Origin of the sequence: Citrobacter amalonaticus, from assembly GCF_002918555.1 — a bacterium.
Classification (GTDB): Bacteria; Pseudomonadota; Gammaproteobacteria; order Enterobacterales; family Enterobacteriaceae; genus Citrobacter_C; species Citrobacter_C amalonaticus_A.
In genome coordinates this window covers 698,031-724,233 of the sequence record NZ_PQMB01000003.1, presented here as the reverse complement: position 1 = coordinate 724,233, position 26,203 = coordinate 698,031, and the positions used below count along the sequence as shown (strand labels likewise).

The following is a 26,203-nucleotide window of genomic DNA, read 5'->3' as shown; positions in this document are numbered from 1 at the left end:
AGTTTAACGTTAAACAAAAATCGTTTTGTGATTTGTTTAACGTTAAACATAAAAAGGGGGTGTTAATTTACGCTCCATTCAATAGCAGGGTAGCGGTAAATCAATACTTATTGAAAGTGAATGGAGAGTTATCGTGAGAGTTGTAAAAACAGCTAAATTGACAGCCTGTGTACTATTCGCCTTTTGTATTTCCGGCTGCGGTCCGGATGATAAAAAACCCGAAGAGACAGCAAAAGCGCCAATTAAAATGTGGGTGGCACCAAACGAAAATGAAGAAGCCTTCTGGAATACTATGGTTAAAGAATGGAATAAAGACCCGGCGCATACCCCGGTCGAATTTACCCCCATTCCTGCCGCCAGCAGTTCTGAAGAGGCAATAATGAACGCGCTGGCTTCCGGCACGGAACCCGATATCTCCAGTAATATCTTTATCGGTTTTGCCAGCCAGCTGGTGGAAATTGGTCAGCTGGAAGACCTTTCTAAAATGAGCGGTTTTAATGAACTCGTTAATAACCGACAGATGGGCAAAATTATTCCTGCATGGCAATTAAACGGCGAGCAACACGTTCTGCCGATCTATATTAATCCTATCGTCTGGTGGTGGCGGGGCGATTTACTTAAGCAGTATGGTTTTGACCATGTTCCGACCCGTTATGATGAGCTTTATCAGCTGGCAGAGCGCCGGGCGGCGGATAATAACGGCTATGTTATCCAGATGACCGCCGGGAAAAACTGGTGGGAACGCTGGTTCGATTTTATTCCGCTTTATTATGCGCAAAACGGGGGTAAACCTTACCTCGCGGGTCATCAGGCGACGTTTGCCGATCCTGCCGGACAGGCGGTACTGACCTTTATGGGGAAAGTCTTTAACAGCAAGTGGAGCAGCTACGATTTCACCGCCGCCGACGATCCGTTAGCGACCGGGCAGGTGCTGGCGTCCGCGCGCGGTCCGTGGGATATCGCCCGCTACCATAAGCAGTATCCGGAGATCCTCAAAACGCTGCAAATTGGGCCGATGCTCACCGAGAAAGGCGACGCGCACCCGTATACGTTCGGCGACAGCAAAGGGGTGGTGATCTTCAGTTCCAGCAAGCGCAAAGCGCAGGCGTGGGCGTTTATTCAGTGGGTCTTTAACAACGCTGAACATGACCGGAGCTGGCTGGAGCTGACCGGTATGCCGCCAGCACGCAGTGATTTAATGAGTAATCCGCTGTTTGTGAATTACTTTGAGAAAAACCCGCTGGAGAAGGCGATCGCTTCTTACGTGGACGTCGCGCTGCCGCCAGCGGCCACTACGCAAACCACGGAGATTCAGCGCAGCATGACGCAGATGCTGGAGCAGGTCATTTTCAACCACGCCGATCCGGCTGCCACCCTCGATAAATCCGCGCAGGAAATTAATACGTTGCTGGCGAAATAAGGGGAAAAAATGGCTGGATATGAATCCCGCACCGGAGGCCTGCTGGCCTCCACGTGGATCGGTTATTCGCTGCTGTTCTGGTTTTATCCGCTGTGCTGGCTGGTCGTGCTCAGCGTGACGAACTGGCAATTTATTGGCACGCCGACGTTTAGCGGATTACAGAATATCATTGGCGTGTTTCATGACGCGTTATTCTGGCAGTCGATGTGGAACGTGTGCCGTTTTTTAATGTGGTATATCCCGATTGTCTTTCTTGCCTCGCTGCTGTTTGCCGCGGGATTACGAAAAATTAAGTACGGGAAAAGTTTTATTGCCCTGAGCTTTTTACTGGCGAATATCTCTTCGGGGGTGGCCTATTCCATCGTCTTTTCAAAATTGTTCAGCGAATACGGGCCGGTCAATCAATTTTTACAGGCCAGTTTCGGCATCTCTGTGCCCTGGTTTACCAACCCTGACTGCGCCATGTTATCCATTGCGTTAATTGTGACCTGGAAATTCGTCGGTTATTACGGGCTGATTCTCTATTCCGGGATGGTGGCGATCCCCGCGGATATTTACAGTGCGGCGCAGCTGGATAAAACCGGGAAGTTTAAGCAAAGTTGGGCGATTACCCTGCCGATGATGAACGCGCAAATCGTGATGGTGATGGTGCTGGCGATTACCGTGGCGTTCAGCATCTTTACCGAGCCGTATCTTATCACCGGCGGTGGACCGCTCAACAGCACCACCAGTCCGATGGTGGTGATGTATGAAGTGGCGTTCCAGAAAATGAAGCCAACCTGGGCGGCGACCATGTCGATTATCGTTGCGGCATGCAGTTTCCTCGCCATCTGGGTCTTCCGCAAAGTATTCGAAAAACATATCGAGATTGTGTGAATGAAGAAACTGACTCCCTTAACGCTGCTCATTCACGCCGTGATGTTTTTGCTGGCGCTCACCTGGCTCTATCCTTTTATCTGGATGGTGATCTCCTCGCTGAAACCGACGGCGCAAATCTACACGACCGGGCTGTTTTCCGGTCATCTGACGCTGGAGAATTACGCTTTTCTGTTCGATAACAGCAACCGGGCGGACAAACCTTTTTTGCGCACCCTGGTTAACTCGCTGTTTGTGTCGCTCACCATTACCGTCTGCGTCACGCTGACCTCAATGCTGGTGGGATATGCCGTCGCGAAAACCGAGTTTCGCGGCAAAAATGCGTTTCGCAACCTGTTGATTGTGCAGATGGTTTTCCCGGTCTTTATGTTCATCATTCCACAGTTTGTCCTGATGCGTGAACTGGGGCTGATCAACAGCTACGGGGCGATGATCCTGCCGTATGCGATGAGCGCCTGGGGCATTTTCATGGTTTCGCAGAGCTTTAAAGGCACGCCGAATGATTACCTGTACGCCGCAAGGCTCGATCACGCCAGCCTGTGGGGGATCCTGCGGCATGTGATGATGCCGCTGAATAAATCCATTCTGGCGATTGTCGCGCTGTTCACCTTTTCCAGCTCATGGGACAACTTTCTCTGGCCGCTGATCGTGATGCGCGAAGTGGACAAAATGCCGTTTTCGGTGCTGCTCGCCACCTTCAGTAAATCCTATGGCATCTACCTGGGACCGGTGCTGGCGGGGTCGGTGGTGCAGATGCTGCCAATCGTTGTCCTGTTTATTCTGTTCAGAAAATACTTCCTCGAAGGCATGTCGTTATCACTGAAATAAGGAACGTGACGGTGAAAAAGCAACCGTGGTGGCAGGCGTGTACCTGTTATCAAATTTATCTGCCTTCGTTTTGCGACGGCAATAACGACGGGCTGGGCGATTTTCCGGGCCTGATTTCCCGGCTGGATTATTTGCAGGCGCTGGGCATCGGCGCGGTGTGGATCACGCCGTTTTATCCCTCTCCGCTGGTGGATAACGGCTACGATATCAGCGATTACTGCGCCGTTGACGCCCGTTTCGGCACTCTCGACGATTTTCGCCGGGTGGTTGACGGCTGCCACGCCAGAGGCATTCGGGTGATTATCGATCTGGTGGTCAATCACGTCTCCTCAGAACATCCCTGGTTTTGCGATGCGTGGAATAATCCGGGCAGCCGCTATCGTGATTATTTCCTTTTTCGCCGCCAGCCGAATAACTGGCGTTCTTTCTTTTCCGGCAGCGCGTGGACCGCTGAGCCTGACACCGGCGAGTTTTATTACCATAAATTCGCGCCCGGCCAGGTGGATCTCAACTGGGCCAACCCCGCGGTGGAACAGGAAATTTACCGGGTGGTGGATTTCTGGGTTACGCAGGGGGTGGACGGCTTTCGCTTTGACGTCATCAACTTTCTTACTACCGACGGCATTGGGCCTGATAACCCGGAAGAGAACGGCGAGCAGCGCCATGAATTTGACATCAATCAGCCGCGACTCCCGGAGACGCTGCAACGGCTGTGTGCCCATGTTCGGGCGCAGGGGGACTATTTCCTGATTGGCGAAATCGGCAGCGAAGACCCTGACGTGCTCAGCCGCTATCAAAGCCCGCAACTGATGGACGTGGTGTTTAATTTCAATATCGGCAGCCAGAAAACCTTTGATGTTTCCCGTCTTTTCAGCCAGTTAAAAACCACGCTGGCTGCGCAGTCGGGTTTACCGACGCTGTTTTTCTCCAGCCATGATATGTCACGGATGATCAGCCGCTTTGGCGAAAACGAGCGCGATACCGGGCGGGCGCTGGCGGTGCTGGCGCTCCAGCTAACGGTGAGCGGCGTGCCGTTTATCTTCCAGGGAGAAGAGCTGGGGGTGACCGACTACCGTCCGCAAACGGCAGAGCAGCTTTTTGATATTCAGGGAAAAACCCATTACCGCACCGCCCTTGCCGCAGGCAGCAGCCCGCAGCAGGCGCTGGCGCTGGCTATTGAACATTCGCGGGATGGTTCGCGCGCGCCGCTGCCCTGGCGCGACGCCCCCTTTGGCGGATTTTCCTCCGTCGCGCCGTGGATGCCCGTCGGCGGCGATATCGCCCTGATTAACGCGGAGCGCCAGCAGCAGGATGAGACATCGTTCTGGCATCAGTACCGGCTGCTTATCGCCCTGCGCCGCCGCGTTGCGGCGCTGCATCAGGGACAGCAGGACTCGCTTAACCTCACTGATGAATGCGTCTGGTTTACCCGTGCGACGGCGGCGGATCAGGTCTGGGTCGCCATCAACTTTGGTGCGCCCGTTCGCAATCCGTGGCAGGAGATTGAGGCTGAGGTGCTGTACGGAGAGGAGGCGCAATGGATTGGCAAGAATCAATGTTTGATCAAAAGGAGAGTACATGGACAGGCACAGTAAAAACCCGTTGATTACCCCGGCAGACGTGACGCCTTCACTGCCCGGCAGGAAGGTCGATTGTGTTTTCAATGCTGGCGTAACGGAGTGTGACGGGGAGATCGTTCTGCTGCTGCGGGTGGCGGAAAGCGTGATCAATTCCGACCCGCAGCAGCGTGTCGTACCGCTGTTGGAAAAAACCGATGCGGGCTGGATACAGGCCACCGCGAGTTTCGATCGTCGCGATGAACGCTATGATTTCAGCGATCCGCGGGTGATCGTGCTGAAAAGCGATCCGGCGCGGGTGTGGCTGACCTCCATGTCGCATCTGCGCCTGGCGCGCAGCCGCGACGGGGTGAACTTCCGGATTGACAGCCAGCCGTTTATCATCGCCGATACGCAATATGAAGAGTTCGGCTGCGAAGATGCGCGGATCACCCGCATCGATGATATCGCGTACATCAACTACTCGGCGGTGTCGTCGCTGGGGATCTCTACCGCGCTGGCGGTGACCAGAGATTTTGTCACGGTGGAGAAAAAAGGGTTGATCCTCTGCCCGGACAACCGCGACGTCTGCTTTTTCCCGGAAAAGATCGCCGGTAAATATCACGCCCTGACCCGTCCGGCCCCGTGCCACTTCGGTCATCCGGAAATCTGGATCTGCGAGTCGCCGGATATGCTGCACTGGGGCAACCATCGCCACCTGCTGGGACGGTCCGGCGATGCCTGGGACTGCCGTAAATCAGGCGGCGGCGCACCGGTATTAAAAACCGATCGCGGCTGGCTGGAGATCTACCACGGTGTGGATGCCGATCAGCGCTACTGCCTCGGCGCGCTGCTGCTGGATCTCAACGATCCGACCCGCATTCTGGCGAAATCACCGGTACCGTTGCTGGAGCCAGATGCGCCTTACGAGCGCGAAGGCTTCTTCGGCAACGTGGTGTTCACCTGTGGGGCGCTGATCCGCGATGAGACGCTGCACGTCTGGTATGGCGCCGCCGATGAGTGTGTGGCGCTGGCGACAATGCCGCTGGACAAACTGTGGCGGCATCTGGGGGTTAAATAAATGCCGCAGAGCGTCCTGGGCAGGTAAACCCGCTTCTGGCAGGGGCGTCGATTTACTCGTTGCAGCCGCTGGTGGACGAATCTTTGCTGCAAATAATGAAAATACGTAACAGAAGGGCAGGGCAATAAATGCCCTGCAAATCTGTATATTTAATTTCACATTGTATTTCAGGCGCGCAAGAAAACAGACAGCCTTTTATCGTTATCAATATTTTAATTAATATTTGTAGCTGGGGATGCTTCAATATCCTTTTCTTCTTTGGTTAAACTTTTAATGTATCTGCTGTATTTCCACCAGGCAAAACCGAGGAAAATAACAATCCCGCCCACGTTATAGAAAATAATCGTCAGAATATTGCCTCCGGTTGGGAAGGTTGAGGCGATAAAGCCGACGGTGAAGATGGCGATTAACATTGAAACGATAATAATACCGGTCCTTTGCGAACCCATGCGGAAGTCGCGCGGTAAGTGGTCCAGTTTTGCGCGCAGATTCAGGTAAGCCAGCATAATAAACAGCGGCGGCAGCATCGATGCGGCGGCGGTCATGTTGATGATAGTGTTCATCAGCTCCTGCACGGTATTGGATCCCAGCATGGGGATAATCATCAATGGAATGACGATCAGGAACTGGATCCAGGCCGCACGCGCCGGGACGCCGTTTTCATTCAGCTCAACGGTTTTCTTCCCGAAAATACCGGCAGGAATTTCAGAGAAGAAAATTTTCACCGGCGTTGCGGTCCACATCAGCAGAGAGCCGAACATCGCGGTAAAGGAAACCAGGCCGACAAAGCGGTTAACGATCAGTTCCGGCAGGCCAAAGAATGCCGCCAGGCCGTGGAATACCTGCACCGAGCCACCGGTAAACTTCAGCTCTGTACTGCTGACAAAGACGTTGATCAGCACAGACGAGATGGAATAGAGCACGCCGATAAAAATCCCGGCAATGATAATGACCTTCACGAACGATTTTGACCCGCCCTTGACGTCGTTAACGTAAACCGCAACGGATTCTGCGCCGCCTGCCGCCATAAAGATCCAGGTGGTAATGCCGAGGAATGCCCAGTTGAAGTTCGGAATCATTGCATCAACAGTGATCGGATCCGCAGGCTGCACGCCGCCAACCAGCGCTGTCCCGGCGAGTAAAATATAGGAGAGAGTCAGCAGCAGCATTAGCGTGGAGGTGACTGAGGTGATTGGCCCCAGCATTTTCGCGCCGTTGGTGGAAACCCAGGTGGAGAAAGCGAACAGGACCATACTCAGTATCGTTGTGGCGATGGGCGTCAGAATGTATTCGTACCCCAGGAAGGCGTAAGAGGCGTAGGCAATAACGCGTGGTAGTAATGAGGTGAAAAAGAACAGGTTAACAAACCAGTAGGTGTAAGCGGTAATAAACGCCCAGCGCCCGCCGAGGGAGCTTTTCACCCATGCGTAAACGCCTGCTTCGGAGTTTTTATTCAGCGATACAAATTCAGCGATAATTAAGCAGAAGGGAATAAAGTAAAAAATAGTGGCGAGGAAAAACATCGGTGCCGATGCCAGCCCAAGCTCAATATTATTATTGATAACGTTATTAAAACTATAAACAGCGGCAAAGGTGAGAGACAGTAAGCCGAACTTGCCGATGGTATTACGCTTGGTATCAGACATAGCACATCTCCGATTCCTGATTATTATAGGGTACTGGCGGCGCATCACTGGCGCCACCTGTGTTTTTATTTATTATGAAAATAACCGTCTTCGATGGTCACTTTGAGGACGACTTTTTTTACAGCGTTATGGCAAATAAAACGGTAAGCCTCGTGGTTTTCACAAATCACCATCTGGCCTTCGTGGACTTCAACGGTTTTTCCGCAGCCCTTCAAATATTCACGATCGGTTTCATCACGATAATATTCAACCACCTGTAGCGCGTTCTTGGCGGCGAATTCAATTTTTTGCTGTCCTTGCAGGTAGTAATGGATCTCAAAATAACGACGATGACCGGTAAACAGCGCATCGGTGGCGGAGTCGATTTCAACACGATAGCTGAGTGAATCACCGACTGAGTGAGCGACACCCGGCTGAATATTGTCGATATTTTCAATCGCTTCAACGCAGCGCTGCCACTTCTTCCCGGATGCGTAAATTTGTTGGAACTGCGCTAAGTTATCGAGGATTCTCATTTTTCATTCTCGCTGTGCAAATTCGTGGAAAAGAAATCCGCGCCGAAGGCGTGGCTGGCGATGGCCTGAGCGGTGCTCTCTCCGCCAGAAACCGGCAGTAGCGTAAATCCGTAATTGAATGCGCGTAGCCAGACTCGCCATGAGTCGAGAACCTCGCTTCCCCAGGAGTTGGAACCTAAACCGAGTAGCTGGTGGTCCAGGTTCAGGGTGATATCATCGCTGCGCTGTAGCTCATGACAGTGCTGGGCGGCATGGATAGTCTCCGGCGTGTAATGCCAGGCACTCAGGTTGATCGGCTGCTGTGGAACCACTAACAGGCCGTTGCCGTGGCGATTGGTCAGCGCAGCCCAACGCACGTGCTGACGATTACCGTTATTTTGCGGGAACGGATAGTTCTCGAACATGTCATCCACGCGGCTTTGCCAGACATCAATAATATTGGCCTGCTGGCTGTCGGCATAGTTTTCACCCGGCCCGCGTCCGTAATACGCCACCTGGTCGAATGCGCCGTTAATACCCATAGTGAAGCCGATGCACGGAATAATGTGCGGATATTCGCCATAGCGTTCGCCGGAAAGCTCAACGTTTACCTGGCCATCTGCGGCGATACGCCACCGGTAGGTACAGCGCATCCCGAAGTCAAACACCGGCGGGGCAATCACCGTTCGGCTGGTGATCAGTACCGCATCTGCCGTCTGCTCAACGGTAAACTCCCGCAGATGCTCCTGCATGATGTGCAGATGATTCGGCTGCCATAACCCTTCAAACTCCTGTTTGTGGTTATCAATCATCGGCTTGAAGAAGTTAATCTTCGGCGTGCGTGTCAGCAGCGCTTCGCCATCTACCTGCCAGACGCCAGGTTTACCGTTCAGTTTTGAGAAGCTCAGGTGGAAGTTGTAGCCACGCACGGTACAGCTGAGACGGTCCTCCTCCAGGATCAGAGGGCGCGCATTGGGGTGATGGTAAGGAACCGGCTGCGATGTTCTGCTCTTTAACGAGAACTGCCAGGTGGCGACAGAGTGTCCCGCCTCGCTGTAGCGCGTGCGGGAATCTTTGGTCACGGTAATGTTGAGAAACGCCTCGCGGGCATCCAGCTCCGGCAGGTCGCAGTGCAGCAAAGTATCGCTGTCTGGTGCGACGTCGCGCAGTTTAATCTGCTGCGTGGAGAGCGTTTCCCCTTCGGCGCGGACGTCAATGTGCAGGGTATAGTCATCCAGAGTCGTAAACCACAGCTTGTTTTCCACCCGCAGTTCGCCGCGTTGCAGATCATGGGCATACACCTTGACCGGGGCAATCACCTGCTTGTACTCCTTCAGGCCCGGTCCCGGAGTCTGATCGGCGTAAATTAAGCCATCCAGGCAGAAGTTGTAGTTATTCGGGTAGTCGCCGTAGTCGCCGCCATATTTGTACCAGACGTTGCCATCATCATCTTTTGCCTGAATGCCGTGGTCGCACCATTCCCAGACGTAGTGTCCCTGAATGCAGTCATGCTGATAAAAGACGTTCTGATATTCCGTCAGTCCACCGGGGCCATTCCCCATCGCATGAGCGTACTCGCAGATAATGCGCGGCTTCGCGTGCGGATACTCACCAAATTCGTTCATCAGCGGTACCCGGGTGTACATGGTGGAGATGATATCCACCACTTCAGCATCGCGGTCTTCTTCGTAGTGAATCAGGCGCGTCTCATCCAGCGCTTTGGCGGCGTGATACATCGCGCGGATGTTACAGCCGTATCCGGATTCGTTGCCGAGCGACCAGATGATGATCGACGGATGGTTTTTCTGTGCGTGGATGTGGCGCACGATGCGCTCTACGTAAACCTGCTCCCAGGCCGGATCGTCGGTGATACGGCTGATGTCGCCCACGTTGGCGAAACCGTGCGATTCCACGTCGGTTTCGGCCATCACAAACAGGCCGTAGATATCGCACAGCTCGTAGAAGCGCGGATCGTTAGGATAGTGCGCGGTACGTACCGAGTTGATATTGTGCTGCTTCATCAACTGGAGATCTTTCTCGACGCGATCCATGCCTACAGCACGACCTTTGAGATGATCGTTATCGTGGCGGTTGACGCCGTGTAGCATCACGTAGTGGTTATTAATGTAGAACAGCCCGTCGCGAACCTTAATATCGCGAAAACCTACGCGCTGGGGCACGATATCAAGGATCTTGCCGTCGGCGTCTTTCAGGGTGAAGACCAGATGATACAGATATGGAGATTCCGCCGACCATTGCTGCGGTGCGCTAACCGGGAAAGCAAAGTCAGCCACGGTGAGATGGCTGACGTTCAGCGCGTTGAGGGCGCCCGTGTGGATAAGGTTTTCACCGTCGAATAACGTGTACTCCAGCGAGGTCAGCGCGGGTACGTCAGCCAGATTTTCCAGGGTAAGCTGGCAGGATAGAGTGGCATCGCGGTAATCATCATCGAAATCGGTGCGGACGGTAAAATCCTGAATATGGGTGGAATGTCTGCCGACCAGATAGACGTCGCGGAAGATCCCCGCCGACCACCACATATCCTGATCTTCAATATAGGTGGAATCCGCCCACTGCATCACGCGTACGCACAGCAGGTTGTCACCCGTTTTGGCTACCGCGCTGATATCGAATTCAGCCGCCAGGCGGCTGCCTTTGCTGCATCCTACGTAGTGACCGTTAACATAAACTTCGAAATACGTTTCGACACCGTCGAATTTAATCAGCGTTTGTTTGCCTTGCCAGCCTTCGCTTAACGTGAAGATGCGCTGATAGGCGCCGGTTGGGTTGTCGCTGGGAACATAAGGCACATCAATCGGGAACGGAAAACCTTCGTCGGTATATTGCAGCTTGCCGTGGCCTTCCATTTGCCACATTCCGGGAACGGCGATCGTTCCCCAGTCGTGCATATATTCGCAGGTGAACCCTTCCGGAACCTGTAGCGGGTGGTCAAAAAAGCGGAAGTTCCATTGGCCGCTCAGAGAGAGAAAATAGCGGCTGGTTTCACGGGCAAAGGTACGAGCCTGTGCAACCGAATCATAGGAAAAAAAGTAGGCGCGTGGCGCCAGTCGGTTTTCGTGGGTGAGCTGAATGTTTTCCCAGCGATTCATAAGGCCTCCCGGTGGAGAGAAATCGGAACCATTCAAGGTGATGGTAAGTAAGAGTCACTGGAAACGATTTTAGTAAAACTTTTACTAAAATATAGCAGTAAAAATGATTTACTTTAACTCGATCACGAAAATGAGAGGTAACAGGAGGAGGGACAAACTGAAATGTGCGCCCGGTCGCAGGAAAACCGGGCGGGAAAACGCGTCAGCGGGTGGTACCGCGTAGTTTCAGCTTGCTGGGCACGAAGACCAGCAGAGGCAGTGCTCGCCCGTCGCGAGCCTTCTCATACAGCAGGTTCACACCCTGACTGCCCATCATTTCGGAATGGATACGCACCGTGGAAAGCGGTGGGAAGGTGAATTTTGCCGTCGGAATGTCATTCACGCTAATCAGCGAAATGTCCTGTGGGATCTCCAGACCATGTTCATGAATGGCGCGCAGTACGCCGATGGCAATGGAGTCGGACGCGACAAATAACGCTCGCGGGTAGTCTGTTTTTGCCAGCATCTTCAGTGCCTGCTCATAGCCAGATGAACTGGAGAAGCCGCCGCGCCAGATGTCTTCTTCACTCACAACCTGCTTCAGGCGTCCATATTCCACAAACGCGGCTTCGCGAATGTCAGCTTTACCCGGATTGTCCTCCCCGCCGATAAAACCAATACGGGTGACGCCCTGCGCAATATAGAAGTCGACGATCTCTTTGCTGATGCGTGCCAGGTCGATATCAACCGCATCATACTGGCTACCGGGTTCGTGAAAGTCGATAAAACAGATATTGTCCGTCAATGCGGCGGCCGCATCGCGCAGTGCGGGGGCGGGTTTGCCGACAATTAAAATACCGGTGATGTTTTTTATATCCGGCAATCCGCTATGTTCGTAGCAGTTAGTCAGCTCAATGCCCAGCTTCTCACATTGTGTTTCAATCCCGTGGCGAATGGCCAGATAGTAGGGATCGTTAATTTCCAGCTCCTGCTGATAGCTGTAGACAGCCAGAATATGTTGCAGACTGACGGTGACGTTCTGGCTTTTCCGGGCGCTGCTGGTTTTGTATTCCAGCTTTTCTGCGATCTCCAGAATGCGGTGCTTGGTCTCTTCTTTGACGTTCAGTGTGGGATCGTCGTTTAAAACCCGGGACACCGTCGCCAGGGATACGCCAGCTTCAATTGCGATATCTTTAAGTGTTGCCATGATTACCTTTTCGACTATTCCACTGTTCTCCCGGAGGGCTTTCTCATTGTAAAGGAAGCACCTGTGTATGCATCTGTTTTCAGTAAATAAAGCGCCTTTATTTGACTCACTCAGGGTAAAACTTCCGCTTTATAGTGTGATGAACGCATCATTTTCCCTTTTTTAAGAACGGCGGAAGAAAAAACTTTTGCTATTATTTAGTAAAATTTACCGGAGGGAAAGTATGGAAAAGGTGGCATTTGCAGATTTTGCGCGACTGGAAATACGCGTAGGAAAGATCGTTAAGGTTGAGCGCCATGAGAATGCCGACAAGCTGTACATTGTGCAGGTTAACGTCGGCGAGCAGACGCTGCAAACCGTGACCAGCCTGGTGCCTTACTATCGTGAGGATGAGCTGATGGGAAAAACGGTAGTGGTGCTGTGTAATCTGCAAAAAGCAAAAATGCGTGGTGAAACCTCAGAGTGTATGTTGCTGTGTGCGGAGACGGATGACGGCAGTGAAAGCGTTTTGTTGACGCCGGAACGCGTGATGCCTGCGGGCGTACGGGTGGTGTGAGCGCTGACGCGTGATATCCGGCCTACCGTCAGGATCCCTGTAGGCCGGATAGGCGAAGCGCCACCCGACATGCTTGTCACGCTTCTTCGACACTCACCCGCAGGGCCAGCAGCGCTTTACGGGCCGCTTTCAACACCTGTTCACACTGCTCTACGGTCAGCGTTAGCGGCGGTTCGATCCGAATGGTTTTCGAGTTGTTGAGCGTACCGGCAACCAGAACCCGCTGACGAAACATCTCGCTTGCAAAGCTGTAGCCGATTTCATTATCAACAAACTCAATTGCCATCAGCATCCCTTTCCCACGCGCATCCTGTACCAGATCCGGGTACTCTCTGGCCAACTGACGGAAGCCGTCCAGCAGCATGTCGCCTTTCTGCTCCGCCTGCGCGGGTAAGTTTTGCTCCAGCAGGACGTTGATGGTAGCCAGCGCCGCCGCACAGGCCAGCGGATTGCCGCCAAAGGTCGTGGTGTGAAGGAACGGGTTATCAAACAATACTGAGAACACCTCTTCAGTGGCGATCGTCGCGCCGATGGGCATTACGCCGCCGCCCAGCGCTTTTGCCAGACAGAGAATATCGGGTTGCACATTCTCATGCTCGCAGGCGAACATCTTGCCGGTACGTCCCATCCCGGTCTGCACTTCATCCAGGATCATCAGCGCGCCAAACTCATCGCAAAGTTTACGCACGGCAGTCAGATACCCCTGCGGCGGGAGGATCACGCCACCTTCGCCCTGGACAGGTTCCAGAATGACGGCTGCCACATCGTCACCGGTTTTCTTACACTCGCTGAGCGCGCTGCGCATGGCCTCAATATTGCCGAAAGGAACATGGCGGAAGCCCGGCAGCAGCGGCATAAACGGCTTACGGAACGTTGATTTCGCGGTCGCGGAAAGTGCCCCCAGCGATTTACCGTGAAACGCGCCGCTGGTGGCGATAAAAGTGAACTTGCCACGGGGCGACTGGTACGCCTTCGCCAGCTTTAACGCTGCTTCGACCGATTCGGTACCGCTGTTGCAAAAGAAGCTGTATTTCAGTTTGCCGGGGGTAAGCGCTGCGAGAGTTTTCGCCAGCATGGCCCGTAGCGGGTCAAGCAGCTCCTGGCTGTGCAGAGGTTGTTTGGCGAGCTGATTCTGTACGGCGGATACAACGACTGGATTACGGTGCCCCACATTGAAAATTCCAAAACCCCCCAGGCAATCGACAAATTCCTGTCCCTGGGTGTCGACAAGCGTATTTAAACCTCCCGCCTGCCACTCTACGGCTCCGTAATCCCCGCCAGCAGTTACAGATTTTCGGTACTCCAGAAAACCCGGATTTACGTGCTCCTTGAAGTAGTCAATCACCTCTCGGTTCAGTGCTTTCATTTCCTCATGATCAAGCGTGCGCTTTTCGATGAGATTCAGGGCGTGTGCGCTACAGGCCAAAGCCGATGCGCTGGAAGGTAACCTGTTCAAAATGTGCTCCTGGGGCTTAAGTATCACATGATACTGAGTTAAGTATTGCAGGGATTGCGCCATTCCAGCGCAGCGAGTGAAAATCGGGATAAACACCAGGGGTAACTGCATTTGCGCAATATTTAATCTTAATTCATAACATTTGGTGTTATTTTGCACAGTTCTGACGGTAATTCTCACCCGAAAAATGCGTCGTTATGGTGCAAATTTTGTGCACTATTGGGGCGGTAAACAGAAAGAAGGGGGAATGCGACTGACGAAATTATGTGAAATCAATCAATTAAAAAGCATACAAATTGTGAGGCTTATCGCAAATTACGATCTAAATCAAATTTAACAACTAAAGATAAATTTTTTAGCGCCGACATAACATATGACAAGAAGTTAACAACAAAATACTCTGCACAGGACGCTATTATGTCTTCTCATCTCTACGTTACCCAGCACAATACCCCACTGGATGACGATACGACCCTCATGTCTACTACTGATCTGCAAAGTTACATCACTCATGCTAACGACACTTTCGTTCAGGTGAGCGGCTATCAGCTCAGCGAACTGCTGGCGCAGCCGCATAACCTGGTACGCCATCCTGATATGCCCAAAGCGGCATTTGCTGATATGTGGTACACCCTGCAACAAGGAGAGCCCTGGACCGGAATCGTTAAAAATCGGCGTAAGAATGGCGACCATTACTGGGTACGGGCGAATGCGGTACCGATGATTCGCAAAGGAAAGGTCACAGGCTATATGTCGATTCGGATTCGCGCCACGGACGAAGAGATTGCGGCAGTGGAGCCTTTATACAAAGCCCTGAATGAAGGCCGCTGTAACCGGCGGGTTCACAAGGGACTGGTGGTGCGCAAGAGCTGGTTGGGGAAACTGCCGGCAATGCCGCTACGCTGGCGCGTGCGCTGCCTGATGTTATTGATGTTTTTTATTCTGGCGGCGGCTTTGCAGGCATCTGGCGCTTCTCTGATTGCCCAGATGACGGCGGCCCTGGTGATGCTGCTGACAACCGTCTGCTTTGAATGGCAGGTTGTCCGCCCGGTCGAGAATGTGGCGAAACAGGCGCTGAAAGTGGCGACGGGCGAGCGTAATAGCGTGATACATATGAACCGCAGCGACGAACTGGGATTGACGCTACGTGCGGTAGGCCAGCTTGGTTTGATGTGCCGCTGGTTAATTAATGATGTTTCAAGTCAGGTCTCGAGCGTCAGAAACGGCAGTGACACGCTGGCGAAAGGCAATGATGACCTGAACAGGCATACCCGTCAGACGGTCGATAACGTGCAGCAAACGGTAACCACGATGAATCAGATGGCGGCATCGGTGAAACAGAACTCCGAGACGGCCTCTGCGGCTGATAAGCTCTCCATCGCGGCCAGCAGTGCGGCGACGCAGGGGGGAGAGGCGATGAACACGGTAATTAAGACGATGGATGATATCGCCAACAGCACCCAGCGGATTGGTACTATCACTACGCTTATCAATGATATCGCTTTTCAGACCAATATCCTGGCATTGAACGCAGCGGTTGAAGCTGCAAGGGCGGGCGAGCAGGGTAAGGGCTTTGCCGTAGTGGCTGGTGAAGTGCGCCACCTTGCCAGCCGTAGTGCCAGCGCCGCCAATGATATCCGTAAGTTAATTGATGCCAGCGCAGATAAAGTCCAGTCTGGTTCACTCCAGGTACATGCCGCCGGGCGTACGATGGATGATATTGTGACCCAGGTGCAAAACGTAACGCAGCTTATTGCTCAAATCAGCCACTCATCCCAGGAGCAGGCGGAGGGACTTTCCAGCCTGACCCGCGCCGTTGATGCGTTAAACCATATCACGCAGAAAAATGCCGAGCTGGTGGAGGAGAGTGCGCAGGTCTCAGCGATGGTGAAACACCGTGCGTCGCGTCTGGAGGATGCGGTTACGGTACTGCATTAATTTCCCGGTATTTTCCCTTCAAACGCTTACCCTCTCCGGTAAGCGTTATTGTAACGTTAATGTTAATTATATATTAAATATTAATGTCTTCATATTAATTCATTATTTTTTGTTATTAATTTATCTTCTCTTATCTTTCGTTTATTTAAATCTTCAGAAATCACTTATATAACGATAAGTCTGGCTTCATTCATCGTCGAAAGCTATTTCATAATAGCGCGATTAATTAAAAAGCGATCAATATCATAAAGTTAGGAGATTCCTTACCGATAACGCTATTTGTCTTAGAAAAAAATCTCCAGGAGGGGAATATGTTTTTGCGTAACGTTAAGATTCGCTCGAAATTATTTGTCGCATTTGGCTTGTTAATTGTACTGATGATGGTGAGTTCGGGCCTGTCCCTGTTTAGCCTGGATCGGGCTAATAGTGGTATGCAGAATATCATTAATAACGACTATCCCATTACGGTAAAAGCCAACAGGCTAATCGACAATTTCCAGGATTTTGTCAATACCCAGCAGCTGGTGCTAATGGATGAGGAAGGGAAGTGGAGCCAGGGGGCGGAGAAGAGGATGGAGGCGATGAGCCAGCAGATCACGCTGCTTCTCGATGACCTCAGCAATATGGCACTCAACGCTGAATCGCAAGCAATTATTGCCGGGATCCGCGACGTACGCGAGCAGTACCTCGCCTCGCGGTTCCGTATTCTGCAGGCGCTACAAAACTACGACCGCCAGGCCGCGATGCAGGAGATGATGACCACCACGATGGCGATCCAGCAGGCGTATAAAGCGAAGGTACAGGAGCTGATCACTCTTGAAGATGCGCAGATGGTCAATGATGGCGCGCAGGTTGAACGTGATTTTAAAACTAACCGGGCGTTATTGATTATTCTGGCGCTGATTAGCATTGTCGTCGGCTGCGTGATGGGCTGCTATATCGTCCGTTCCATAACCCGTCCGCTCAATGAGGCTGTTCAGTTTGCCGGGGCGATTGCCCAGGGGGATTTGACCCGCAGCGTCAGCACGACGCAAAAAGATGAAACCGGTGTGCTGTTGCAGGCGCTAATGACAATGAATATTCGTCTGCGGGAGATTGTGCAGGAAGTACAACACGGCTCTGAGAATATTTCCAGTGCGGCGGCACAGATTGTCGCCGGGAACGAGGATCTGGCGGCGCGTACGGAAGAGCAGGCCAGCTCTGTCGAGCAGACTGCGGCCTCTATGGAACAGATTACCGCAACGGTAAAAAACACCGCGGAACATACCAGCGAAGCGACAAAGCTTTCAGCCGGGGCGGCGACAGTGGTGAAAAACAATGGTGAGATGATGAACCAGGTCACGCAGAAAATGCGCGTGATTAATGAAACGGCCAACCGGATGTCAGACATCATCAATCTGATCGATTCTATTGCCTTCCAGACCAATATCCTGGCGCTCAACGCGGCTGTCGAAGCTGCCCGCGCCGGGGAGCATGGTCGGGGATTTGCGGTGGTGGCCGGAGAAGTTCGTCAACTGGCGCAAAAAAGCGCCTCTTCCGCCAGCGAGATCCGCAACCTGATTGAAGACTCCGGCAGCCAGACTCAGGAGGGAATGGATCTGGTAGAGAAGGCCAACGTGTTGATCAACGGCATGGTGCAAAATGTTGAGGAGATGGACGTGATACTGCGGGAAATTGGCCAGGCCAGCCGCGAGCAGACTGATGGTATTTCGCAGATTAACAGCGCGATTAGCCTGATTGACGCTACCACGCAACAAAACTCCAGCCTGGTGGAAGAGTCTGTTGCGGCAGCGGCTTCGCTGAACGAGCAGGCGTTGCACTTAAAAGAGATGGTTAACGTGTTCCGCATACGTGAGGACGACGCACGGCCTGCTTAATCCAGTTGGGTAATATCCAGCGCTGCGCGATCGATAATCCCGATAATTTTTTTGATCTGCGCGTCGCTGGTATCACCATGATTCACGCGTAGATCCAGCACGGCTTTAAAGTTATCCAGCGCACGCTTCATCTGTGGGTTTTTGCGTAATTCAAACCCTACGCTGCGTGCTTTCACGCGTTCCTGAATGTGTGCCAGATGTTCATGGTTTTCCTCCAGCCACCGCTGTCCTTGCTCCGTAATGGTGATCTGCTTACGGCCCCCTTCTTCATCGCTGATGCTGATGAACGCCTGATCCTGCAGGAAATCGAGCGTCGGGTAGATAACGCCGGGACTTGGGGTGTAGTTGCCTTGAGTCAGCGTTTCAATCGCTTTGATTAGCTCGTAACCGTGGCTGGCATCGCGTGAGAGGATGTCGAGGATCACCAGACGTAACTCGCCGTGGCCGAAAAAGCGCTGGCGGCGTCCGCCGCCTTTACCCTGTCGATGTTCACAACCCTGCTCATGCCCGTGATGGCGGTGTTCCCTTTCTTCCCTGCTGCATCCCTCATGCTGATGGTTTTCACCGTGACAGCAGCCTTCATATTGATGTCTCATCGTTCGTGTTCTCATCTGTTTTAGATATATCTAATTTATATCGTAAAAGAAAAGTATTGCAATAACGGTTTGGGTTTTTTTTATAATCTTTTGATTTTAATTGTGAAATTGTTTGCTCGCAGGTATTGAAAACCAAAGGTGTCTATATCAAAAAAGTGCTTGCAATCTTGCTGATTAGCAATCATTATCATTTGAATGAATATTTTAGATATATCGTATTATCATCACGAAGGCGAAAAAAATGACAAATAAACACTCGCGCTACCCACAGCGCGTTCGTAATGAGCTGCGTTTTCGCGAACTGACCGTGCTGCGCGTTGAGCGTATCAGCGCGGGTTTTCAGCGCATTGTGCTCGGCGGCGAAGCGCTGGAAGGCTTTGTCTCACGCGGTTTTGACGATCACACCAAAGTCTTTTTTCCGGAGCCGGGCAGCCATTTCCAGCCGCCGACGGTCACGGATGAAGGGATCGTCTGGGCCGAAGGTGTGCGCCCTGCATCCCGGGACTACACGCCGCTGTACGATGAAGCCCGGCATGAACTGGCACTGGATTTCTTTATCCATGATGGCGGCGTCGCGTGCGCCTGGGCAATGAACGCACGTCAGGGCGATACGCTTACCATTGCCGGACCGCGCGGCTCGCTGGTTGTCCCTGAGGACTACGCATATCAGGTTTATGTGTGCGACGAATCGGGTATGCCCGCTCTGCGTCGACGGCTGGAAGCGCTCAGCCGGTTAGCGGTGAAGCCGCAGGTGACAGCGCTGGTGAGCGTACAGGATCCGGCTTATCGGGATTATCTTGCTCACCTTGATGGTTTCACTATCGAATGGCTGGCACATGATGAGCAGGCGATAGCGGCACGCCTGGCGCAACTTCACGTCCCGACGGAAGATTACTTCATCTGGATTACCGGTGAAGGGAAGGTGGTTAAGCACCTCAGCAGCCGCTTTGAGCAGGAACCGTTTGATCAGCAACGTGTTCGCGCGGCGGCATACTGGCATAACAAATAGTCTGTTCGTTCAGGATCAGAAGCAGAAGTGTGACGATCAAAAATGTGAGCATGACCAACGTTAGGCCACCGATACCTCATCTTATTCTGCTTCTGTGTTTATGCTGGCGGACAGCGTCCGTTTGAAATGATTGCCAGCCTGATGCCGCACTTATAACAGCCAGACTGGCTTACCCATTGATTTCATAGCAGCAAGCGGCTAATTTGTAGATAACTAAACATGCAGTATTACCGTCATTGAACCCAGCCTATGAACATCAGCGAAAAAACGTATCAGCAGTTAAAAGCCAAAATCATCGCCAATGAGTTGAAAGGGGCTATTTCTGAAAATGAACTGTGTCTGGAGCTCAACGTCAGCCGTACTCCGCTGCGGGAGGCTCTTTTTCGCCTGATGACCGAAGGCTGGATCGAACCTTCCAAAAATAAAACCAAGACCATAAAGCCCATTACATTCAGTGAAATCCGCGATATTTTCCAGATCAGAAAAGATATTGAAATCATGGTGCTAAATTTGTCATGGGATAATCAGGTTCCGCAATGTTATCAGGCAATTAAAAATAAAATCGAAGCGGGATTTGAGCAACAAAATACATCATTATTGCTTGAGGCTGATAACGAATTGCATGAACAGCTGCTTTCAGACTGCCACAATGCGATTGTCACTAAAACGCTATCATTTATTTACGATAGATTGCGTATGTTACGTTCGGATAAGATGAAGAGCGACTCTATTATTGACTCTTCAGAAGAGCATCTGAAAATTTGCGACGGAATTATCGCCCGCGACATTGAACAGACACGTGAGGCTATTGCTCAGCACGTCAAAAATTCTTATAACCGCTTATTTTCCAGTTTTCAATAATCATCAAACGTAGTGTGACCGGTATTGCTACCGGTCGACGGTTCGATTAAAAATTAATAAATCTGGCGGTAAAGGGCTTTAATCTCTTCCACATTGGTATCACGTGGGTTACCACTGGTGCAAATATCTGCCATTGCGGCGGCGGCCAGAGCGTCAATATCTTCTTCTTTCATCCCCAAATCACGCAGCCTGGTGGGAATATTAACATCCCGGTTAAGCTGGGATACCGCCTCAATCGCCGCCTGACGTGCTTCAGCAATCGGCAGTGTTGCGGCGTGCAGATTGCCCAGAGCAACAGCGATATCGCGATACTTATCGCCCGTGGAACCGGCGTTGTAAGCCATGATATGCGGCAACAGCACCGCGTTGGCGACGCCATGCGGCGTACCGTAGAACGCTCCCAGCGGATGCGCCATGCCGTGAACCAGGCCCAGCCCCACGTTAGAGAAGCCCATCCCGGCAATATATTGCCCCAGCGCCATGTCTTCAACGCCCTGCGCATCCCCCTGTACTGAAGCGCGTAGCGAGCGGCCAATCACCTCAATAGCCTTCAGGTGCAACGTATCCGTTAACTCCCATGCCCCCTTAGTAAGGTATCCTTCAATGGCATGGGTCAGCGCATCCACACCGGTTGCCGCCTTCAGGCTGGCCGGCATACTGGCCATCATTTCCGCATCGATAATTGCCACCACCGGGATAGCGTGTGGATCATAGCAAACGAACTTACGTCGGTTCTGAACATCGGTAATCACGTAGTTGATGGTCACTTCCGCTGCCGTACCCGCGGTAGTTGGGATGGCGATCATCGGAACAGCCGCATTTTTAGTATCGGCGCCTCCTTCCAGGCTGCGAACATCTGCAAATTCTGGATTATTAATGATAATCCCCACCGCCTTACAGGTATCCTGTGGCGAGCCGCCGCCAATTGCTATCAAATAATCAGCGCCCGATTGTTTGAACGCCTCAACGCCTTTCTGAACCACATCAATACAAGGATTAGGGATAACTTTATCAAATACGCTGTAGGGCAACCCCGCGCTATCAAGTATATCAAGGACCTTAGTCGCAACCCTGAAAAGAATAAGATCCTCATCAGTAACTACCAGTGCCTTTCTGAAACCCCGTTTTTTTACTTCATCAACAATACAGCTAATTGAGCCTGAACCAAAATATGAGGTTTCGTTTAAAATCATCCGATGAGCCATTTCGCACTCCTTTTAATATGCGTCTTTGATATCAAACAATATATCAATGGACCGGCATTCATGTTCTGTTAATTCACCCGCGAAGCTCCGCGATTTTTCCCCGGCATATTGAAACTTACGCGCCACTGTCGTTTTTATGGTAGTAACAAAATCATTACCTATTGTATAAATACTGGAAAGGCGGCTAATCTCACGCTGGATATGATTAAGCTGCACCACATCATTTCCTTCCCAGGATTTGATTGCCTGTACAAACAGCTCCGGGCAGATATTATTCAAGCCAGAGATAACGCCTGCGCCACCGGCCAACAGATTGGGAATAAGATATTCATCATAACCGGACAGGACGGCGAAATCGCATCTGACGGGCTTAACGGCCTGAATAATCGCGCGGGTATGTGACAGGCAATCCACCGTGTCCTTAACCCCGGCAAAATTGGGAAATTCCTCCGCGAGTTGTGCGACCAGCGCCGCGTCCAAATCGCATCCCGTCCGCGCAGGGAAGTTATAGGCGAACCATTTACCGCGCAGACGTTGTCCCAGCTCGCGATAGTATGACAGCAGCTGAATCGGCGTTTGCTGAAAATAGTAATGCGGCAAAATCATTACCGCCTGATATTCACAATCCCAGGCTTCTTCCGCCAGACGTAGCATATCGGTCATGCAAGTGGTGGAGATATTGACCACCATCGGAAGCGGTGACATTTTCCGTGCTTCACGGATTAATTGCAGCCGTTCATCCAGCGTTAACGACGTGAACTCCCCAATGCTCCCCATCAGCAAAATAACATCAGTCCCTGCCTCTTCCAGACGTTGAAAATGCTGCTGAAGTGCCGGTAAATCGATATTCCCTTGTTCATTAAAGGGCGTAATCGAAGGACACCATGCGCCATGAAACGGGCCATTTTTTTCAGACATAATATTCTCCAGATAAAACAATAGCAGCGTTATTCGATGACGTGATAAAGCACGGTTTCAGCATTGATTTTCTGCCAGTCCCACTGGATCCCTAACCCCGGTTCTTCTGGCGGGAAAGCAAAACCTTCACTGATATTTACTTTGCTAAGGGTAATGCTATCGAGCTGTGGAATATACTCCAGCCAACGGCTGTTGGTGATAGCACAGCATAACGATATATGTAGTTCCATTAAGAAATGAGGGCAGACGATCTTATTAAAGCATTCAGCCATATGCGCGACTTTCAGCCAGGGGGTAATTCCGCCAATGCGCGCAACGTCAACTTGTATAATATCTGCGGCATTATTTTGCAGGTATTCTTTGAAGTGCTGTATAGAATAAATGGATTCCCCCACCGCAACCGGAATGGTGGTTGATTCACACAGTTTTTCATGGGAGTCAACATCATGAGCAAGGAACGGTTCTTCAATCCATGAAATATTGAGCGGTGCCAGCAGGGCGGCGCGTTGCTTCGCTTCTGAGAACTTGAACGCCTGGTTGCAGTCGGTCATGATGACGTACTCATCGCCTACCGCATCACGTACCGCCTGCAAACGTTCAACATCATGCACCGGGCTTTCCGACCCAATTTTGATTTTGGAGCCGCAAAAGCCTTGTCCCTTAACGAGCAGCGCATCATCAACCAGTTCCTGTGTACTTAAGTGCAGCCAACCGCCCTCGGTGGTATACAACTTCATACGCGACTTCGCCCCACCCGCCACCTTATAAAGAGGCAAATTCATACGCTTACACTTCAAATCCCATAACGCGGTATCAATAGCGGCCAATGCGAGAGAGGTAATTGCTCCTACCGACGTGGCATGGGTCGAAAACAGCAACGATTCCCAGATCCCTTCAATCATGGTTGCATCCTGACCAATCAGCTTCGGCAGCAGATGATCCCGCAGTAGCGCAACCACAGAGGAACCGCCAGTGCCGATTGTGTAGGTATATCCTTCGCCGATCTCTCCACTTGATGTGGTTAAACGAATAATCGGCGTCTCCTGGGAAACAAATGACTGAATGGCATCAACACGTTTCACTTTAGGTTTTAAATCAACCATAAAGATTTCGGCTTTAATTATTTTCATACATCCTCAATGTCTGTTTATCTTTGTGCGAGAGTTCATACTACGGTTATTTAATTCCGACAGAGGCGAGGTCGTCCCACAACGCCTGCGGAATATTCCAGTTGGCCCATGAGTAATTATCGAGAGCCTGTTCGACAGACTGAACACCACAGGTTACGGTCACAACATTCTTATTCCTTAACGGAAATTGCAGCGCTGCGGCACCAATTGGCACGCCATGTTTTGCACACAATGAATCAATGGCATTGACTTTTTCGATAACGTCAGCAGGCGCAGAGCCGTATTCATACAGCGCAGCGGCTTTATCTTTTGCGACCAGAATTCCGGTCGCGAACGGTGCGGCAACGGCCACTGACACGTTGTTTTCCTCACACTTGTCAAAAAATGTCTGGCGATCGGTTTCCAGCAGGTTATAACGGTTCGCAAGCATAAAAATATCCGGCGCGGCGTTTTCCATTACCTCAATCAGAATGGCCTCTTCATTCGCACCAACCCCCCAGGCTCTGATATCGCCATTACGCTTCAATTCCTCCAGCGCCTTCTGACCAGAATCGCAGAAGGTCTTGAAATGCTGACGTTCTGTCTCCGTATTACCGTAGGTATAAGTCCCGAGGTCGTGGACATACAGAATATCGATATAGCGGGTTGCCAGACGCTGAATAGAGTCTTCATAAGAACGCATAATGCCGGAGTAAGAGTAGTCAGCGAGGCGATTAAATGGATTTTCCTCAAAAAAGAATTCCCCAGCCTCAAGCCCTGGCTGCTGTTTTCTGGATTGCAGTAAACGACCAACCTTGGTTGATAATACATATTCACTCCGCTCGAGACCGCGTAATCCCAGGCCTAAACGCAGCTCTGATAAACCACTCCCATAATGAGGCGCCGTGTCGAAGTAGCGCCAACCAACCTGAATGGCCTTATCAACAATCGCCATCGCTTCACTATTGCTCAGAGTTTTAAATAAATTAGCCAGACTGGCTGCCCCAAACGTTAAACTGGGTACGCTAATCCCTACGCTTTTAATCGTATTATTGGTAATCATAAATTTCTCCTGATGTTTTATCAGTGTTTTACTCGGATTTGTTTTCTGCCAGAGGTGAGCTTAATGCTTCTCTCTTCTTAATATTAAAAATTAATTTCAACGCGTAAATAATGATGCCCATTATTAATAGCGCTAATGCACTTAGCAGCGCGGGGTGTGTTCCATGCAGTAATTCATACATTTTATAAAAAATCCAGGAAACAGCATGCGAACCGCCATCAATAGAAGAGGCCATCATCTCCTTTGGCACATTAAGCTGGGCTTTTTCTGCCAGCGCCTGTGATACCACGGCAAGATCTGAACCGAACCACAAAATCCCGCACACAATCACAATGCCATTTATTAGACCGCGAAACATATTGCCATTACAGGCTACGGTGCCAAACACAACAAAGATGGGTAAGTAAGGAATGTCGGCAAACGGCATCATAGTATTAAAAGGTAAGATTGTGCTAATCAGAATAGTAAGCGGGACCATCAAAATACCGACCGATAAAACGGCTGGATTTTTAAACGCAATTTCACCACTAATGCCAAAATAAAGTGACTTTGTCGGGAAGCGTTTTTTTACCCACTCTGAAGCAATTTCAGTAATTGGCACCAGGCCACTGACCAGAACCCCGGCCATTGTTGGTAATAACACCATCACAGCCGCAAAATTCATACCGCTCTTAATAATATCGCTGAAGGGTAGCGCCCCAAGCATACCGATGATTACCCCCAGAATGGCCCCCATCGCGAGCGGACTACCAAAGAAGCCCAGTTTGCTTTCAATTTTACTCAGATTCAGATCGATTTTGTTGATGACCGGAATACGGTCAATAATACGATCCATTAAAAATGCCAGCGGAGCCCAGGCCACTATCTCCGCCTGAGTAATGGTGACGTTAGGCGTATCGCAAAATCTCTGTACGTGCGGGGCTATATAGTCAGCAATTTTCAGCGTAATAATGAAGGTAATCCAACTGGCAAAAATTCCCGCCCAAAACGACCCGCTCACCTGTTCCACAATGATACCGGCAAACACAAAGTGCCAGTAGTTCCAGAAATCCACATTCAAGGTTTTTGTGGTATTGGTCGAAATCATCAATAAGTTTGTGGCAAAACACAGGGCATAAACTACCGGCAGAGAAAGCGCCGCCAGACTAAAAGCACTAATCAGGGGCCAGCCAAGATCCAACACCTCGTAATGCAGGTTGAGGTTTTTCACCATCGCCTCTGTTGAACTGCTGAGTGAGGTAACCATAAACCCGATGAGCAATGACAGACCGAGAAAACCGATACCCACCGTCATCGCGTTCTTTGCGGCGTCGGCAAGCTTTGCGCCAAAAAGTACAGCAAATAAAAACATAATCATTGGAATGACCACCGCCGGGCCAAATCCGAGGATATATTGTACAATTTCCATGAGAGCCTCC

Annotated in this window: 21 protein-coding genes; 10 read left to right on the top strand and 11 right to left on the bottom strand. The window is 51.3% G+C overall.

Annotation, left to right across the window (positions count from 1 at the left end; translation table 11 throughout):
- Window positions 1-133 precede the first annotated feature (133 nt).
- Genes C3432_RS16210 through C3432_RS16190 form a run of 5 tightly spaced genes read left to right on the top strand, consistent with a single transcriptional unit; the run spans window position 134 to window position 5,761 of the window.
- Complete coding sequence (locus C3432_RS16210) at window positions 134-1,420, top strand: ABC transporter substrate-binding protein (RefSeq protein WP_103777580.1); 1,287 nt, start codon at window positions 134-136, stop codon at window positions 1,418-1,420.
- Window positions 1,421-1,429: 9 nt separating this feature from the next.
- Complete coding sequence (locus C3432_RS16205; RefSeq protein WP_047499175.1) at window positions 1,430-2,296, top strand: carbohydrate ABC transporter permease; 867 nt, start codon at window positions 1,430-1,432, stop codon at window positions 2,294-2,296.
- Window positions 2,297-3,124: a carbohydrate ABC transporter permease gene (locus C3432_RS16200; RefSeq protein WP_016154601.1), complete on the top strand. Its 828-nt coding sequence runs from the start codon at window positions 2,297-2,299 to the stop codon at window positions 3,122-3,124.
- An 11-nt stretch (window positions 3,125-3,135) separates the two neighbouring features.
- The gene (locus C3432_RS16195; RefSeq protein WP_103777579.1) at window positions 3,136-4,719 is read left to right on the top strand and encodes an alpha-glucosidase; all 1,584 of its coding nucleotides are present in this window, start codon (window positions 3,136-3,138) and stop codon (window positions 4,717-4,719) included.
- Window positions 4,703-5,761, top strand: a complete 1,059-nt coding sequence (locus C3432_RS16190) for a glycoside hydrolase family 130 protein (protein ID WP_103777578.1) — start codon at window positions 4,703-4,705, stop codon at window positions 5,759-5,761. The genes C3432_RS16195 and C3432_RS16190 overlap by 17 nt, the downstream gene beginning before the upstream one ends.
- A gap of 212 nt (window positions 5,762-5,973) precedes the next feature.
- Here the strand turns inward: C3432_RS16190 and C3432_RS16185 are convergent, their stop codons facing one another.
- The 4 genes from C3432_RS16185 to ebgR form a co-directional block, all read right to left on the bottom strand.
- Window positions 5,974-7,407 (bottom strand): amino acid permease, encoded by a 1,434-nt coding sequence (locus tag C3432_RS16185; protein ID WP_103777577.1) that lies wholly within the window; start codon window positions 7,405-7,407, stop codon window positions 5,974-5,976.
- A gap of 65 nt (window positions 7,408-7,472) precedes the next feature.
- The gene (locus C3432_RS16180) at window positions 7,473-7,922 is read right to left on the bottom strand and encodes a beta-galactosidase subunit beta (protein ID WP_103777576.1); all 450 of its coding nucleotides are present in this window, start codon (window positions 7,920-7,922) and stop codon (window positions 7,473-7,475) included.
- Window positions 7,919-11,011: a beta-galactosidase subunit alpha gene (gene ebgA, locus C3432_RS16175; protein ID WP_103777575.1), complete on the bottom strand. Its 3,093-nt coding sequence runs from the start codon at window positions 11,009-11,011 to the stop codon at window positions 7,919-7,921. Before ebgA ends, C3432_RS16180 begins: the two co-directional genes overlap by 4 nt.
- A 202-nt stretch (window positions 11,012-11,213) precedes the next feature.
- Complete coding sequence (gene ebgR / locus C3432_RS16170) at window positions 11,214-12,197, bottom strand: transcriptional regulator EbgR (protein ID WP_103777574.1); 984 nt, start codon at window positions 12,195-12,197, stop codon at window positions 11,214-11,216.
- Between the two features lie 223 nt (window positions 12,198-12,420).
- Here ebgR and C3432_RS16165 point away from each other — a divergent pair, with 223 nt between their 5' ends.
- Window positions 12,421-12,753 (top strand): tRNA-binding protein, encoded by a 333-nt coding sequence (locus tag C3432_RS16165; protein WP_103777573.1) that lies wholly within the window; start codon window positions 12,421-12,423, stop codon window positions 12,751-12,753.
- A 76-nt stretch (window positions 12,754-12,829) separates the two neighbouring features.
- Here C3432_RS16165 and ygjG read toward each other — a convergent pair whose 3' ends face one another.
- A complete protein-coding gene (gene ygjG / locus C3432_RS16160) occupies window positions 12,830-14,209 on the bottom strand; it encodes a putrescine aminotransferase (RefSeq protein ID WP_181012932.1) in 1,380 nt (459 codons plus the stop codon).
- Between the two features lie 417 nt (window positions 14,210-14,626).
- On the opposite strand from ygjG, the gene C3432_RS16155 reads away from it, so the two are divergent.
- On the top strand, window positions 14,627-16,147 hold the full coding sequence (locus C3432_RS16155; protein WP_103777572.1) for a methyl-accepting chemotaxis protein: 1,521 nt from the start codon (window positions 14,627-14,629) through the stop codon (window positions 16,145-16,147).
- 311 nt (window positions 16,148-16,458) lie between these two features.
- Entirely contained in the window at window positions 16,459-18,024 is a 1,566-nt protein-coding gene (locus tag C3432_RS16150; protein ID WP_103777571.1) for a methyl-accepting chemotaxis protein, read from the top strand.
- Here C3432_RS16150 and C3432_RS16145 read toward each other — a convergent pair.
- The gene (locus C3432_RS16145) at window positions 18,021-18,620 is read right to left on the bottom strand and encodes a PadR family transcriptional regulator (protein ID WP_103777570.1); all 600 of its coding nucleotides are present in this window, start codon (window positions 18,618-18,620) and stop codon (window positions 18,021-18,023) included. The genes C3432_RS16150 and C3432_RS16145 overlap by 4 nt on opposite strands.
- A gap of 241 nt (window positions 18,621-18,861) precedes the next feature.
- On the opposite strand from C3432_RS16145, the gene C3432_RS16140 reads away from it, so the two are divergent.
- Entirely contained in the window at window positions 18,862-19,629 is a 768-nt protein-coding gene (locus C3432_RS16140) for a siderophore-interacting protein (RefSeq protein ID WP_103777569.1), read from the top strand.
- A 249-nt stretch (window positions 19,630-19,878) separates the two neighbouring features.
- On the top strand, window positions 19,879-20,490 hold the full coding sequence (locus C3432_RS16135; RefSeq protein ID WP_103777568.1) for a GntR family transcriptional regulator: 612 nt from the start codon (window positions 19,879-19,881) through the stop codon (window positions 20,488-20,490).
- A 53-nt stretch (window positions 20,491-20,543) separates the two neighbouring features.
- On the opposite strand, the gene fucO is transcribed toward C3432_RS16135, so the two are convergent.
- From fucO to C3432_RS16110, 5 genes are read right to left on the bottom strand one after another with little or no spacing between them, the layout of a single operon-like run.
- Window positions 20,544-21,695 (bottom strand): lactaldehyde reductase, encoded by a 1,152-nt coding sequence (fucO, locus tag C3432_RS16130; protein WP_103777567.1) that lies wholly within the window; start codon window positions 21,693-21,695, stop codon window positions 20,544-20,546.
- Window positions 21,696-21,707: 12 nt separating this feature from the next.
- Window positions 21,708-22,613 (bottom strand): dihydrodipicolinate synthase family protein, encoded by a 906-nt coding sequence (locus tag C3432_RS16125; RefSeq protein ID WP_103777566.1) that lies wholly within the window; start codon window positions 22,611-22,613, stop codon window positions 21,708-21,710.
- Between the two features lie 29 nt (window positions 22,614-22,642).
- The gene (locus C3432_RS16120; protein ID WP_103777565.1) at window positions 22,643-23,743 is read right to left on the bottom strand and encodes a mandelate racemase/muconate lactonizing enzyme family protein; all 1,101 of its coding nucleotides are present in this window, start codon (window positions 23,741-23,743) and stop codon (window positions 22,643-22,645) included.
- 46 nt (window positions 23,744-23,789) lie between these two features.
- Complete coding sequence (locus C3432_RS16115; protein ID WP_103777564.1) at window positions 23,790-24,785, bottom strand: aldo/keto reductase; 996 nt, start codon at window positions 24,783-24,785, stop codon at window positions 23,790-23,792.
- Window positions 24,786-24,813: 28 nt separating this feature from the next.
- Window positions 24,814-26,193, bottom strand: coding sequence for a PTS transporter subunit IIC (locus C3432_RS16110; RefSeq protein ID WP_103777563.1), 1,380 nt, complete (start codon window positions 26,191-26,193; stop codon window positions 24,814-24,816).
- Between the last annotated feature and the right edge of the window lie 10 nt (window positions 26,194-26,203).